Origin of the sequence: Streptomyces sp. Edi4, from assembly GCF_040253615.1 — a bacterium.
Lineage (GTDB): Bacteria > Actinomycetota > Actinomycetes > Streptomycetales > Streptomycetaceae > Streptomyces.
Map to the genome: position 1 here is coordinate 834,956 of NZ_JBEJGY010000004.1, position 14,477 is coordinate 849,432.

The 14,477-nt window shown below is 74.8% G+C and carries 7 protein-coding genes; 1 reads left to right on the forward strand and 6 read right to left on the reverse strand.

The window, feature by feature from the left end; all coding sequences use genetic code 11:
• The first annotated feature begins 61 nt into the window (after positions 1–61).
• Positions 62–1,618 (forward strand): lipase maturation factor family protein, encoded by a 1,557-nt coding sequence (locus tag ABR738_RS05760; RefSeq protein WP_350228880.1) that lies wholly within the window; start codon positions 62–64, stop codon positions 1,616–1,618.
• On the opposite strand, the gene ABR738_RS05765 is transcribed toward ABR738_RS05760, so the two are convergent.
• The 6 genes from ABR738_RS05765 to ABR738_RS05790 form a co-directional block, all read right to left on the reverse strand.
• Entirely contained in the window at positions 1,595–4,501 is a 2,907-nt protein-coding gene (locus tag ABR738_RS05765) for a condensation domain-containing protein (RefSeq protein WP_350228881.1), read from the reverse strand. The two genes, ABR738_RS05760 and ABR738_RS05765, sit on opposite strands and share 24 nt — an antisense overlap.
• Positions 4,491–6,287 carry an amino acid adenylation domain-containing protein gene (locus tag ABR738_RS05770; protein WP_350228882.1) on the reverse strand — a complete coding sequence of 599 codons (1,797 nt, stop codon included), beginning with the start codon at positions 6,285–6,287 and terminating at the stop codon, positions 4,491–4,493. Before ABR738_RS05770 ends, ABR738_RS05765 begins: the two co-directional genes overlap by 11 nt.
• A gap of 45 nt (positions 6,288–6,332) precedes the next feature.
• Entirely contained in the window at positions 6,333–8,222 is a 1,890-nt protein-coding gene (locus tag ABR738_RS05775) for an amino acid adenylation domain-containing protein (RefSeq protein ID WP_350228883.1), read from the reverse strand.
• A complete protein-coding gene (locus ABR738_RS05780; protein ID WP_350228884.1) occupies positions 8,222–11,416 on the reverse strand; it encodes a non-ribosomal peptide synthetase in 3,195 nt (1,064 codons plus the stop codon). The genes ABR738_RS05775 and ABR738_RS05780 overlap by 1 nt, the downstream gene beginning before the upstream one ends.
• 164 nt (positions 11,417–11,580) lie before the next feature.
• The gene (locus ABR738_RS05785; protein ID WP_350228885.1) at positions 11,581–12,873 is read right to left on the reverse strand and encodes a condensation domain-containing protein; all 1,293 of its coding nucleotides are present in this window, start codon (positions 12,871–12,873) and stop codon (positions 11,581–11,583) included.
• A gap of 93 nt (positions 12,874–12,966) precedes the next feature.
• Entirely contained in the window at positions 12,967–14,298 is a 1,332-nt protein-coding gene (locus tag ABR738_RS05790; RefSeq protein WP_350228886.1) for an MFS transporter, read from the reverse strand.
• Between the last annotated feature and the right edge of the window lie 179 nt (positions 14,299–14,477).

The window sequence follows — 14,477 nt, forward strand, 5'->3', positions numbered from 1 at the left end:
TGCCGGTTACGAAGGGGGCGCGGGCATTCCCCTGCCCCCGTCACCAGGAGGCGACCCGGCCGTGCAGTGGTTCTCCTCGTCGGCCTACTGGCTCGGCAGGCTCGTGTTCCAGCGTTCCCTCGCCGTCGTCTACGTGGTGGCGTTCCTGGTGGCGGCCCGGCAGTTCCGGGCCCTCATCGGGGAGCGCGGGATGCTGCCCGTGCCCGCCTTCATCGAGCGCGTGCCCTTCCGCCGGGCCCCCAGCATCTTCCAGCTGCGTTACTCCGACCGCTGGTTCGCCTCCTGCGCCTGGGCGGGGGCGCTGCTGGCGGCGGCCGTGGCGGCGGGCGCGGCCGACGCGTTGCCGCTCTGGGCGGCCATGGTGTGCTGGGCGGTGCTGTGGCTGCTGTACCTGTCCATCGTGAACGTGGGCCAGACCTGGTACGGCTTCGGCTGGGAGTCGCTTCTCCTGGAGGCGGGGTTCCTCGCCGTCTTCCTCGGCAACGACGACGTCGCGCCGCCGGTGATCGTGATGTGGCTCCTGCGCTGGGTGCTGTTCCGCGTCGAGTTCGGGGCCGGCCTGATCAAGATGCGCGGCGACCCCTGCTGGCGCGATCTGACCTGCCTGTACTACCACCACGAGACGCAGCCGATGCCCGGCCCGCTGAGCTGGTTCTTCCACCATCTGCCCAAGCCCGTCCACCGCGTGGAGGTGGCGGCCAACCACTTCGTCCAACTCGTGGTCCCCCTGGCCCTGTTCACCCCGCAGCCGGTGGCGGGCATCGCGGCGCTCCTCATCGTGTGCACCCAGCTGTGGCTGGTGCTCTCCGGCAACTTCGCCTGGCTGAACTGGCTGACCATCGTCCTGGCCGCCTCCGCCGTGGACGGCCCCCGCGTCGCGAGCTCCCCCGCGTTGGCGGCCCCTCCGCTCTGGTACGAGAGCGTGGTACTCCTGGCCGCCGCCCTCGTCCTCGCGCTGAGCTACCGCCCGGCCCGCAACCTCGTCTCACGCGGGCAGCGCATGAACACCACGTACGAGCCGCTGCACCTGGTGAATTCCTACGGCGCGTTCGGCAGCGTCACGCGGATCCGGCACGAGGTGGTCATCGAGGGCGCGGCGCACCGGGGGCCTCCCGGCGCGCCGGAGCCCCCTCATCCACCGCCCGGCCCCCACGAGGCGCAGTGGTACAAGCGGCGCGAGGGGCGGGGCCGCCCGGTGCTGCGGCCGGCCGGCCAGGAGGTCTCCCCCGACACCCAGTGGCGGGAGTACGAGTTCCGGGGCAAGCCGGGCGACCCGCGGCACTGGCCGCGTCAGTTCGCCCCCTTCCACCTGCGGCTGGACTGGCTGCTCTGGTTCGTCGCCCTCTCCCCCTCCTACGGGGCCGCCTGGTTCGACGGTTTCCTCCTGCGGCTGCTCCTCAACGACCGGGACACCCTGCGCCTCCTGCGCCGCAATCCCTTCCCCGACCGGCCCCCCGTCTACGTCCGGGCCCGGCTCTACCAGTACCGGTTCACGACCTGGCCCGAGCGGCGCGAGACCCGTGCCTGCTGGCACCGAACCCACCTGCGCGAACTGACTCCGGTGGTGCGGCTGCGAGACCTGCCCGAGGGTGTGTCACTCACCGGACCCGGTGAGTGACCCGTTCTTCCCCTGTCCGGACGCCTCGATCATCGAGGCGAGTACCGTGTGCAGGTCCTCGCCCGGCTCGGGCCGCAGCGCCGTGGCGAGCCGGTCCGCGCGGTAGTGCCAGCGGTGGTCGAGGTCCTGGTGCACCGTGTCGTCGAAGGTCACCGTGCTGTCGCTGCCGAGCAGTGCCATCAGCTCGGCGGTCAGGTCGGACCAGGCCACGTGGCCGCTCACGGCGTTGGCCACGCCGTGGACGGGAGCGTCGAGGCAGGAGGTCACGGCGCGGGCGAGCGCGGCTGCGTGCACCCACGGCGCCCCGTACCAGTCGTGACCGCCGGCGCCGGGGCCGGGCAGGCTGATGGGGCTCCCGGCAAGGGCGGCCTGGTACAGCAACCCCGTGGCCCCCCAGCGCAGTTGGTCGCGCAGCCGGTCGTGGGCCCCCCACACGATGGGTGAGCGCACGGCGCTCGCGCCGCCACGGCCCTCGGTGCCGGCCGCGTGGAGCAGGAGTGCTTCGCAGTCGACCTTGGCCTGCCCGTACGCGCTGAGCGGTGCCCGCGAGGGTGACTCCTCGGCGACCCGCGCCGCCTCGGGGCGGCCGTAGGCGTCCACGCTGCTGACGAACACGAACGGGCCGCCGCGCCAGGCGTCCACCATGGCCCGCATCGCCGCCACGTCCACCTCGGGACGGGTGAACGTGCACGCCGCGTGGATCACGGCGTCGGCGCCCTCGACGGCACGGCGCAGGCTGTCCAGGTCACTGAGGTCGCCCTCGATCACCTCGACGCCGTCGCCGCCGACGAGGTGCGCGGACTCGGGCCGGGCCAGGGCGAGGACGGGCCGCCCCTGGGCCGCAAGTTCGCGCAGGACGAAAGCGCCGACGCCGCCCGTGCCGCCGGTCACCAGGACCGTGCCGACCCGCGTCCGACGTGGTCGCCCGGCCGACGCCGACGCCGCCTTCGACGCCGACGCCGCGACGGCGGCCGTCCGCTCCGCCGCGCGCGCGTCCAGCAGCGCCGCGATGGCGCGGGGTGTACGGGTCTGCATGATGTCCAGGCCGATCAGCGGCAGCGTGAGCGCGGAGCGCAGACGCTCGGCGAGCTGGACGGCGGCCAGGGAGTGACCGCCGAGCGCGAAGAAGTCGTCGTCCGGCTCCGGCCTGCGGTCCAGGAGCTGCGCGAAGGCGTCCGTGACCGCTTGGATGTGGCGGCCTTCCGGTGCCTCGGGGCGCGGCAGGGCCGGCAGCCGCGCGCTGTCCACGGCGCCGTCGGGCGTACGGGGCATCTCGTCCAGCAACGTGACGGCGGCCGGGACGAGTTCGCGCGCCAGGACCCGGCGCAGATGCGCGCGGAGCTGTACGGGCGAGGGGCCGCCGGTGCGGCTGAGGACGGCGTAGGCGACGAGGGGGCCGCCGTGCGGGTCCGGTACGTACGCCTCGGCGACCTCGGGGTGGGCCAGGAGGCGGGCCTTTGCCGGGTGGCCGGGCTCGGGGGCCGGCTCGGCGCGGCGGCCGGGCAGCTGGGAGAGCCTGAGCGCGGGGTCACCGGCGACGGCCGTGAGCAGTTCGGCGAAGGAGGCGGCGAGGGCGTCCCCGGCCCCCTCGTCGAGGGCGGCCCGCGCGTACTGGACCAGGCTCTGGGGTTGTTCCGTGTCCAGGATGCCGAGCGTGAGATCGAACTTGGCCTCGCCCAGGCCGACTTCGACAGGACTGGCGTCAAGTCCCGGAAGGCGAAGGGCTGTCGGCTCGCCGCCGATGTCGGTGGTGACGCGCACCAGGGCGGTGCCGTCGTCGCCCCGGGCCTGGGCGCCGAGCCGTTCGAGGATCAGGTCGAAGGGCACGTCACGGTGCTGCTGGGCTGCCAGGAGCGCGTCACGTACGCGCTCGACAAGTCCGGCGAAGGCGGGGTCGCCGGACAGGTCGACGCGGACCGGGAGCGTGTTGACGCACAGCCCCACCAGGCCGCGCATGGCCTGGCCCTCGCGGTGGGTGGCGGCGCAGCCGACGACGAGGTCCGTCTCGCCGGTGAGGCGGTGCAGCGCGGCGAACGCGGCGGCCAGAGACACCGTGAAGACGGTGGCGCGGCGCTCGCGTCCCAGGGCGCGCAGGGCCGGAAGGACCTGCGCGCCCAGGGCGGTGGTACGGGTCGCCGCCGGGTGCTCGGCCACGTCCGGGGGTGGGGCGCTCGGCCGGGGCAGCCGGGGCGCGGTGGCGCCGGCGAGCGCGCGGGTCCAGTGGGCGAGGCCGTCCTCCAGCCGGGCGGCCCCTGCGTGCTCGCGGCGCGCGAAGTCCGCGTACTGCGGCGGCTCGGGCAGCTCGCCGGGGCGGCCGTCGAGCGCGGCGGCGTAGAGAGCGGCGATCTCCCCCGCGACCGTGTCCAACGAGCCGCCGTCGATGGCTATGTGATGGAACGTCAGGAGAACCGTGTGGTCCTCGGGTCCGTGCCGCAGGACCAGGGCGCGCGGCAGGGTGTTCTCGGCCAGGTCGAACGGGCGGCGGGCCTCCTCGGCCAGGAGGTCGTCGCCGTCGCCGGGCGCGTCGAGGACTTTCACCGCGATACGGGCGGGCGCGGGGAGCGTTTCCTGGTAGGGCTCATCTGCGTCGCGTCCGTAGCGGGTGCGCAGGATGCCGTGCCGGCGTACGAGTTCGGTCAGGGCGGTGCTCAACGCGTCCAGGTCGAGCGGGCCGCGCAGCCGGGTGGCGAACGGCACGCTGTACTGGGCGCTGTTCTGCCCGAGCCGTTCCATCAGCCACATGCGGCGCTGGGCGTGGGTGAGCGGGGCCGGGCCCGGGTCGGGGGTGACCGCGGGCACCGGGGTCTCGGGACGGCCGGCGGCGCGGGCGCGGGCCCTGCGCAGCAGCTCTTGCTGGAGGGCGGCGGAGGTGTCAGTGGCCATCGGTGTCCTCGGGCGCGTCGGGGCGCAGATCGGTGTGGGCGGCGAGCAGGGCGCGCTCGACCAGGTCGGCGTGGCCCGCCACGGTGGGGGCGGTGAAGAAGTCGGCGAGGGACAGTTCGACGCCGAGCTCTTCGCGCAGGTCCTCGGCGACGACGAGGGCGAGCAGGGAGTGGCCGCCGAGGTCGAGGAAGTCGGCGTCGGGGCGGGTCACTTCGCAGCCGAGCGAACGGCCCCACACCTCCGCGACGGCCCCCTGGAGCGGGGTCAGCGGTTCGGCGGCGCCGCTCACCTCGACCGCCGTGCCGAGCTCACCGAGCGCGCGGCGGTCCACCTTGCCGGAGCTGGTGAGCGGCAGGTGCTCGACGAAGGTCAGCTCGTCGGGGACCAGGTGGGCGGGCAGGGCGGCGCCGAGCCGGGTGAGCAGGGCCTCGGCGCGGGGCACGGGGCCGGGTGCCGCGACCACGAACGCGGCGAGACGGGCGTCGTCGGGGGTGGGGCGGCGCACGGTGACGGCCGCGTCGTCGACCTCCGGCTGCTCGCGCAGGGCGTGCTCGATCTCGCCGGGCTCGATCCGGAAACCGCGCACCTTGACCTGGTCGTCCGTACGGCCGTGGAAGTCAAGGGCGCCGTCGGGGCGGGCCGAGACGAGGTCGCCGGTGCGGTAGAGGCGGCCGAGCACCGGGTGGTCGACGAAGCGCTCGGCGGTCAGGCCGGGCTGCCGGGTGTATCCGTGGGCCAGACGGCTGCCGCCGACCCACAGTTCGCCGCGCGCGCCGTCGGCGACGGGCAGGCCCGCTTCGTCGAGGATGTGGGCGGTGGCGCCGGCGACGGGGCGGCCGATGGGCACGGGCCCGTCGCAGTCGCGGTCGCTGACGCGGTGGGCGGTGGCGAAGGTGGTCGTCTCGGTCGGGCCGTAGCCGTTGACGAGTTCGACCCAGGGGAAGGCGCGCAGGACGGCCCGGGCGTGCTGCGCGGCCATCGCCTCGCCGCCCACGACCACGGTGCGCAGCAGCGCGAAGACGCGGGAGCGGCGCGCGGCGAGCTGGTGGAAGAGCGCGGTGGTGAAGAACGCCACGGTGACGCCCTGGCGCTCCACCACCTTGGCCAGGTCCTCGAACGAGGGGCGTTCGGTGGTGCACACGACGACGGCGGCGCCGTTGGCGAGCGCCGCCCACACCTCGAACGTCGAGCCGTCGAAGGTGGCGGGCGAGTGCAGCAGCACCCGGTCGCGCGCGGTGACGGTGACGTAGTCCGGATCGGTGACGAGTTCGGCGATGGCGCCGTGGCGCACGGCGACGCCCTTGGGGCGGCCCGTGGAGCCCGAGGTGAACATGACGAACGCGGTGTCGTCCGGATCGGGGCCCTCGCCGCTCACCCCGGCCCTTTCGGCCGGCTGCTCGTCGTCGGGCAGGGCGAGGACCGCGCCCGGTGTCGCGGCCGCTTCGAGCAGCTTGCTGTCGCCGACGGTCAAGGTGGCGCCGGAGTCCTCCAGCATGGCCTCGGTACGGGGCCTTGGGTGGCCCGGGTCCAGGGGCACGCAGGCGGCGCCCGCCCACCACAGGGCGAGCTGGGCGACGACGGTCCGGGCCGAGCGGGGCATCAGGAGCGCCACGGAGTCGCCGGGGCGTACGCCCTGGTCGTGGAGGTGGGAGGCGAGGGCGCGGGCGCGCGAGACCAGCTGCGCGTAGGTCAAGGTGGTGTCGCCGTCCGCCACGGCGAGGGCGTCGGGGGTGTGTTCGGCGTGCCGCGCCACCAGGGCGGGCAGGCCGGTCCGGGCCACGGTCACGGCCGTTTCCTTCCGGTCGTCGGGGAGGGGCCCGGGGTCCTCACGTCAGGACCCCGGGGTGCGCGCCGCCGTGCGGCGCTTGTCGAGTACGGCGGCGATGGCCCGCAGATCGGGCTGGCGCAGCAACTCCGTCGCGCGCAGGCGTACTTGGGTCGCCTTCTCCAGGGCTTCGAGGAGGCGGGCCGCGAGCAGGGAGGTGCCGCCCGCGCCGGTGAAGTTGTCCTCAAGGGTGGTCTCGGGGCGGCCGAGCAGGTCGCGGACGGTGGCGAGCACGAGCCGTTCGTCGTCGGTCGCGTCCTGGGGCACGGCGGCCTCGGCTGCGGCCGCCGCGGGTGCCTGTTCGGCCTGCTTCAGGAGGGCCGCGCGGTCCACCTTGCCGTTGGCGTCGAGGGGGAAGGCGTCCACCATGCGCACCGTGGAGGGCACGGCCTGCTCGGGCAGCCAGGCCCGGACGCCGGCGAGGAGGTCGTCAGCGGCAAGCGCCGCGCCGGGCACGGGAAGGATGTGGGCGACGAGCCGGGCGCGGCCCTCGGCGTCGCGCGGCGCGGTGACCACGGCGGTGCGGACGGCGGCGTCCTGCTCGAACGCGGCCTCGACCTCGGCCGGTTCGATCCGCACGCCGCTGATCTTGACCTGGTCGTCGAGGCGGCCGAGGAAGACAAGACGGCCGTCCTCCAGCATGCGCACACGGTCGCCGGTGCGGTACACGCGGTCCAGGTCGGCGAGTTCGGCCGGCGGGGCGGTGAAGCGGCGGGCGGTGAGCTCGGGGTCCAGATAGCCAAGGGCCAGACAGCTTCCCCCGATGCGCAGTTCGCCCTCCTCACCGCGCGCCAGGACGGTGCCCTCGGAGTCGGTGACGACGACGGTCGCCCCCGCTATCGGGGTGCCGATGGGCGGCGCGGCGTCGGTGTCCGCGTCGGGGTCGGTGGCCCGCATGGCGTGGGTGGTGGTGACCACGGTCGCTTCGGCGGGGCCGTAGGCGTTGTGGACGGTGGCGGTCACATCGGGCCCGGGGCGCCGGCGCATGCGGTCGCCGCCGACCATGAGGTGACGGAGCTTCAGGTCCTGCGGCCAGGGGCGGTCGAGGAGCGGTTCGATCATGGGGGTGGCCGCGACACACGCCGTCACCTGCGCCGCGCGCCACCAGTCGGTGAGCGCGGCCGGGTCCCAGCGGACCTCGTCGGGCGCGGGTATGAGGGCCGCGCCGCAGGTCAGACCGGACCACAGCTCCAGCAGATGGGGATCGAAGGCGACACCGATCAGCAGCGACTGGCGCCCGCCCGGAGCGAGCCCGGTCTCCTCGCGGTACCAGTCAAGGAGCGCGGCCAGGGCGGGCTCGGCGACCGTCACCGCCTTGGGGCGGCCGGTGGAGCCGGAGGTCAGTACGGCGTACAGGGCCTCGGGCGGCGCGGTGCGCGCGCCGGGCGCGGCCGAGGTGAAGGCGGCCACCACACTCGCGGCGGCGTTGGCGCCCGCACCGGACACCGGCAACTCAACGTGCTCGGACGCCTGGTGATGGGTCGTCAGGACCTCGGGGTCGCCGATGAGGCAGACAACGCCGATGTCCTCGGTGACCGCGGCGATCCGGCGCTCGCCGGGGCGGGGGCCGAGCGGCAGATACACCGCGCCGATGCGGGCCAGCGCGATCGCGGTGACCACGAGTGCGGCCGAGCGGTCCAGGCAGACGCCGACGACGTCTCCGGGGCGCACGCGCCCGGTCAGGGCCTTCGCGACCGCGTCGGCCGCCTCGTCGAGCTGGGCGTAGGTCCAGCGGTGCTCGCCGTCGATCACCGCGGGGGCGCCGGGCGAGCGGCGTACCCACTCCTCGTAGCGCGCCAGGACTCCGGTGGAGCCGGCGAGGGGGGCGCCGCGCAGGATGCTCGGGGCGGCGCCGGAGGTGGCCTGCACCTGATGGTCCGTCAACTGCTGGGTCATCACGACTCCTTCGGCGTGGCGAGGGCGGGGGCGGGGGTGGCGGCGAGAGCGCGGGCCTGGTCGGCGAGGACCGGGTGCTGGAAGAGCAGCCGCAGCGAGGGGCGCTCGCCGAGCCGGGGTTCCAGCCAGGCCGCGAGCTGCGCGGCGAGCAGCGAGTGGCCGCCCACGCGGAAGAAGTGTGAGCTCTCCTCGAAGCGGTCGTGTCCGAGCACTTCGCGCCAGCCCTCGGCGAGCAGCACGACGGCCGGGTCGTTGGACGCGGCGGGATCCGTCATCGGGGCCGCTTCCTCGGCGGGCGCCTCGGGCGCGGACTCGGCCGCGAGCCGGGCCAGCGCCACCCGGTTCGGCTTGCCGCCGGCCAGGGTCGGCATGGCGTCGAGCAGCACCCAGCGGGCGGGCACCAGGGCGCCCGGCAGGCGGCGGCTCAGCTCGGTGTGCAGCGCCTGCTCGTCCCACTCCTCGACCTCGTCGGCGCGCTCGCGGAAGGCGACGAGGCGGGGGCCGCCGGCGTTGTCGCGGTCCAGGACGACGGCGCAGGAGCGGCCGCCGAGCGCGGCCGACGCGGCGGCCTCGACCTCTTCGAGTTCGATGCGGTAGCCGCGCAGCTTGATCTGGTTGTCGCGGCGGCCGAGGAAGCGCAGCAGCCCGTCCTCGCCCCGGTAGCCGAGGTCGCCGGTGAGGTAGACGCGTTCGCCGCCGAGGGCGTCGACGGTGACGAAGCGGGCCCCGGTGGCCTCGGCGTTGCCGACGTAACCCTCGGCAAGTCCAACTCCCGCTATGGCCAGTTCACCGACAGCGCCGGTGGGCAGCGGCCGCAGCGCCTCGTCCAGGACGTGGATTTGCTCGCCGGGCAGCTCGGCCCCGAGCGGGATCTCCGCCCCCTCGGCCAGGCTGTCGCGGGTGATCTCGTACACGGTGGAGCTGATGGCCGCCTCGGTCACGCCGTAGACGTTGAGCACGCTGAAGGCGGGGCCCGCCTCGGCGTGGGCATCGGTGTCGGCGAAGAAGGCGCGCATCACGTCGGCCGGGATGCGCTCACCACCGAGGACGATCAGGCGCGGCGCCCAGCGGCCCTCGGTGAGCACCGCGAGCAGGTCCTGGCGGGTGGCGAGGAAGTAACTGGTGGGCAGGTTGGCCACGGTGACGCGGGCGGCGGCGAGCAGCCGCGCGAGTTCGCCGCCGGTCGGCACCTCCTGCTCGGGCACGACCAGACACGCGCCCGCGTACAGCGAGGGCAGCACCTCTTCGAGGGCGACGTCGAAGGACGGCTGGGCGAACAGGAGCACCCGGTCGCCGGCCGCGAGTTCGAACCGCCGCGCGGCCCCGGTCAGATGGTTGACCAGCGCGTCCCGGCCGACCGCGACGGCCTTGGGTATGCCGGTCGAACCGGACGTGTGGATGATGTACGCCGCGCCGGCCACGACGTCCGCCGCGCGGGCGGACGGCAGGACCGGAGCGTCGAGGCTCGCGCTCGGCAGGCCGTCGGGCACGGACACCGAGGCGCCCGGGGCGGTGAGGACGAGCGCGGGCGCGAGCCGGTCGAGCAGCAGCTCAAGACGGGCCGGCGGGTCGGACGGCGACAGCGGGCAGTACACCGCGCCGGTGCGCAGGCAGGCCAGCAGCGCCACCACGGAGTCGGCGCCGCGCGGCAGCACCGCGGCGACGGGCTGTCCTGCGGTGACGCCCGCCGTGCGCATCCGTGCGGCGAGCGAGGTGACCTGGGCGTCGAGTTCGCCGTAGGTGATTCTGCGGGCCCCGATCAGGAGGGCGGGCAGCGCGGGGTCCTGGGCGGCGGCCGGGTCGAGCGGGTCGCCCTCCCCCGTCACGGGCACCCTGGGCGCCGCCTCTTGGGGCGTGGCGGGGAGCGCGAGGTCGGCGAGCGCGGTGGAGGGCGCGTCGAGGTAGGCGCGCAGCAGGTCAAGGAAGCGCTCGGCGAGCAGCTTGGCCACGTCCTCGCCGAAGAGGTCGGCGTCGTAGTCCCACACCAGCGTCATGCCGGGCGCGCCGTGGCGCAGGCTCACCCCGCGCCGGTCGTCGGGCAGCAGCACCACGTCGAGGTCGAAGCGGGTGGTGCCGGTGTTGAACCCCTCGAACAGGGTGATCTCCAGGCCGGGCACGTCGAGTTCGGGCAGCGGCGCGTCGTGGGCGCTGAACATCACGCTGAACAGCGGGTTGTCCGCGCCCGATGTGTGCAGGCCGAGGGCCCGGGTCAGTTCCTGGACCGGCACCTCCTGGTGCGGGAGCGCCCGGATGAGGGTGTCGGTCACCTCGTCCATGGTGTCCTCGGCGCTCGCGCCGGGGTCGAGGTCGAGCCGCAGCGGGATGGTGTTGACGAACATGCCCACCGCGTCCTCGTAGCCGCGCGGGCGGTTGCCGACGGCGGTCCCCACCACCATCTGGCTGCGTCCGCTGTGGCGGCGAAGGAGTTCGGCGAAGAGCCCGAGCAGGGTGGCGAAGGGGGTGAGGCCGCGTTCGCGGGTGTGGGCGCGCAGCCGCTCCCCGAGGTCGGCGCCGATCGACTGGCGCAGCTGGCCGCCGTGGTGGCGCCGCCGCGCGCCGGGCCGGGCGAGGCCGGGCAGCGGCATGTCGTACGAGGCGTCGCGCAGGGTGGTCGACCAGTACGCGAGGCTGGCGCTCAGCTCCTCGGCGCGGATGTCGCCGGCCCGGGCGCGCACATGGTCGGCGTACGAGCTGGCCTCGGGCAACTCGATCGCCTCGCCCCGCACTTGGGCGCTGTAGACGCTGAAGACGTCGTTCAGGAGGATGGCGAACGAGTGGCCGTCGTGGATGAGATGGTGCTCGACGTGGATGAGCCGGTGCTGGTCGTCGGCGAGCTTGACCAGGGTCCAGCGCAGCAGGGGCGCGTCGAAGGTGTCGAGGGGGGTCTCCGCCTCGGTGCGCAGCAGCTTCTCGAAGGCGGCCTCGGGGTCGGCCTCCCAGGTGATGTCCACGGTGCGCAGCCGGGGCAGGCAGACGTCGGCGACGCGCTGGCCGGGCATCGCGCCCGGCACGGGCACGAGTTCCAGGCGCAGGCCGGGGTGGCGGGCGAGGGTGGCCGCGAGACCGCTGCGCAGCGCGTCGACGTCGAGGGTGCCCCACAGGTCGAGCGAGGCGGTGAAGTTGTAGGCGCGGCTGCCCGGCTGCACTTGCTCGTGCAGCCAGACGATCTCCTGCGAGGAGGAGAGGGGGAGCATGGGCGATCCCTTGGGTTGTCGGGTCGGGTGGCGCGGGACGCGGTGGTGCGCCCGCGCGGCGGTGCGCCGGCCGGTCCGCGGATCGCGCGGCCGCCCGGATGCCAGGGCTGGTCAGGACGTACGCGCTCGTGTGGAGCGGGATGTGTCGCGTCCGGGGTTCGGGGTCAGTGGACGGGGGCGTCGGCGGGCAGGGCCGCGCACAGCGCCGCGAACGCGTCCTCGGCGGCGGCGTCGTCCAGGACCGTGCGGTCCCAGACCATGCGGAGGTCGAGTTCGGGTCCTTGGGTGGCGGAGACGGCGAAGGGGGCGCGGACCTGGCGGCCGTCGATGTGGATCTCGCGTCCCGCCGTCCCGCCGAGCCGCAGGGGCGCGCGGTGGGCGGCGTCGTCCACGGTGAGCAGCCCGTCGAGCCGGCCCGACCAGGCGGAGCCGCCGGCCCGCGCCGCCCGCACCACTTCGTCGAAGGGCGTGTCGGCCCGGTCCAGGTCGTCCCACCACTGCGTCTCGGTCACCTCGGGCGCCGGGGTGGCATGGGTGTCGGCGGGGAAGACCACGGTGTTCAGGAAGCAGCCGAGGACGGGTTCGGCGCCGGCCGGGCGGCCGCCCCAGGGGTATCCGATGGGCGCGACCGAGCCGGCTCCGTACAGGGTCGCGGCCGCCGCCCGGCACGCGTCGAGCAGCGCGGGGAAGGGCACGCCCCCTTCGGGTGAGGGCAGCTTCGAGGCGGCGGCGCCCGTGGGCAGCCCGCCGCTCAGGCGGCGCGTTCCCGGCAGCGGGGCCCGCTCACGGGCCGGGCGCAGCCGCTCGCCCCAGTAGGCCAGGGCGCGCGGGGAGGCGGCGCGGTCCTCGGCGTCGAGCTGGCGCAGGACGGCGTCCTTGTAGGCGGCGAGTTCGGCGGCCGCGTCCGAAGGCGCGAGGTCCTGGGGGCCCAGGCGGTCGCGGTAGGCGGCGCCGAGTTCCGCCACGACGCGGGCCAGGGACTGGCCGTCGCACGCGGTGTGGTCCAGGACCACGGCCAGCAGTTCCTCGTCCGCGTGCGGGCCGTCGGCGGCCAAGTACAGGCGCAGCGGCGGGCCCTGGGTGGTCCAGGCGGCCAGCGTGCGGCGCAGCGCGTCCCGCGCGTCCTCGCCGGGCGCGGGGGTGACGTGCTCCATGGGTATGTCCGCGGGCCCGGGCCGCAGCACGGGTGTGCCCCGTACGACGCCGGCCCCCGAGCGCAGGGCGGGGTGGCGGGCGGCGAGGTGGCCGGCGGCGGCGCGCAGCCTGGGCCCGTCGACGGTGCCGCGCGGGAAGGCGAAGAACATCGGCACGATGTCGGCGCGGCCGGCCGGGTCCAGGGAGCGCACGAGCAGGAAGCGCCGCTGGGCCCCGGTGGCGGGCAGCAGTCCCGCGGCCGCCTCACTCGCGTCGAGGCGCTGGTAGCGGGCGAGGTACTGGCCCGTGATGCTGGGGAGCACGTGGTCCTCTCTCGGGGTCGGGGACTCTGATGGACGGGCGGTGCGGAGGTCAACTGGCGTCTGAGCGAGGCGAGTTGACATGGAGACTCGCGGTCAGGCGACGGGGACGCTCTCGTCCTGACCGGGGGTGACGTCCTGGCCGGGGGCGGTGTCCCGCGCGTCGTCGTCCACGGCGTGGGCGGGCGCGGGAAGGTCGCGCATCCGGCGCAGCGGCGAGAGCAGCAGGGGCAGCGGTACGACGAGGAAGCCGGCCGCGCAGATCCACAGGGCCGCGCGGGCGCCGAACGCGTCGGCCACGGCGCCGCCGACGAGCGCGCCCAGCGGCAGCGTGCCCCACATGACGAAGCGCAGGGTCGCGTTCATCCGCCCCAGCAGGCGCGGCGGGCACAGGGTCTGACGGAAGCTCACCTGCGCGACGTTGTAGACGACGGCGCCGAAGAAGACCACCGCCGAGCCGAGCGCGAACAGGGCCGCCCCCGCGCCCTTGCCCGACAGCGGCCACAGCAAGGCGAAGGGTCCGCTGACCAGGGCCGACAGCCAGATCAGACGGGCCTGGCCGAAGCGGGCGGCGAGCCGGCCCGCGCTCAGCGCCCCGGCGAGTCCGCCGACGGCCGACGCCGAGAGCATCACACCGACGGCGGCCGGCTGGAGACCGAGGACACGGACCAGGAAGATGGTCTGGGTGGCCATGAGGACGGCCGTGAAGAAATTGCCGAGCCCCGTCGTGCCCGCGATGACGCGCAGCAGCGGGTGGCCGAGCACGAAGCGCAGGCCCTCGGCGACCTCCTTGCGCAAGGACGCCCCGGGCACCGCCTCGGGCTTGGCCTCGGGCCTGCGGATGGCCAGCAGGAACACGGCGGAGAGGGCGTAGCCGATGGCGTCGGCGACGATCGCCAGGTGCGCCCCCACGAGCTGGACGAGTCCGCCGCCGAGACCGGGCCCTGCCACCTGCGCCGAGGACCGCACCGTCTCGAGCGCGCCGTTTCCTGCCACCAGCTGCTCCCTGGGCAGGAGTTGGGGCAGATAGCTCTGGTGGGCCACGTCGAAGAAGACGGTCGCCACCCCGGTGACCAGGGCGACGACGTACAACTGCGCCATGCTCAGCACGCCCGCCGCGGCGGCGAGCGGGACGCTCGCCATGGCCAGGCAGCGGACCACGTCGGCGCGGATCATCAACGACAGCTTGCGCATCCGGTCGACCCAAGCGCCCGCCGGCAGCCCGATGAGCAGGAACGCGGCGGTCTCGGCGGCGGTGAGCAGTCCCACCTGGAAGGCGGGTGCCTTGAGTTCGAGCACGGCCACCAAGGGCAGGGCGACCAGCGTGACTTGGGCACCGGCCTGCCCGGCCGCGGCTCCGGCGAGCAGGAAGCGGAAATCGCGCATGCGGAGCAGACCGTGGGGAGCGGCCCGGGACGAAGGGGACATGCACGAGACCTTCACCGCGTACCGATCAGTAGTCAAAAGAAACGGGACAGTTTCGGTCGTTTCTTGGGCCATTCTGACTCTCGATCAAGAAAATCGTAGGCCAGATCCGGGCAACGGCCGCATGAATCGCAGGCGTTGAGGCACGAAGGCAGAGGACTTCTCGCCCGGCGGGGCGAGCG

What these genes read in the sequence shown, in the direction of transcription:
- ABR738_RS05790 (WP_350228886.1), bottom strand. Translation starts at nt 14,298, where the DNA reads ATGTCCCCTTCGTCCCGGGCCGCTCCCCACGGTCTGCTCCGCATGCGC.
- ABR738_RS05775 (WP_350228883.1), bottom strand. Translation starts at nt 8,222, where the DNA reads ATGACCCAGCAGTTGACGGACCATCAGGTGCAGGCCACCTCCGGCGCC.
- ABR738_RS05765 (WP_350228881.1), bottom strand. Translation starts at nt 4,501, where the DNA reads ATGGCCACTGACACCTCCGCCGCCCTCCAGCAAGAGCTGCTGCGCAGG.
- ABR738_RS05780 (WP_350228884.1), bottom strand. Translation starts at nt 11,416, where the DNA reads ATGCTCCCCCTCTCCTCCTCGCAGGAGATCGTCTGGCTGCACGAGCAA.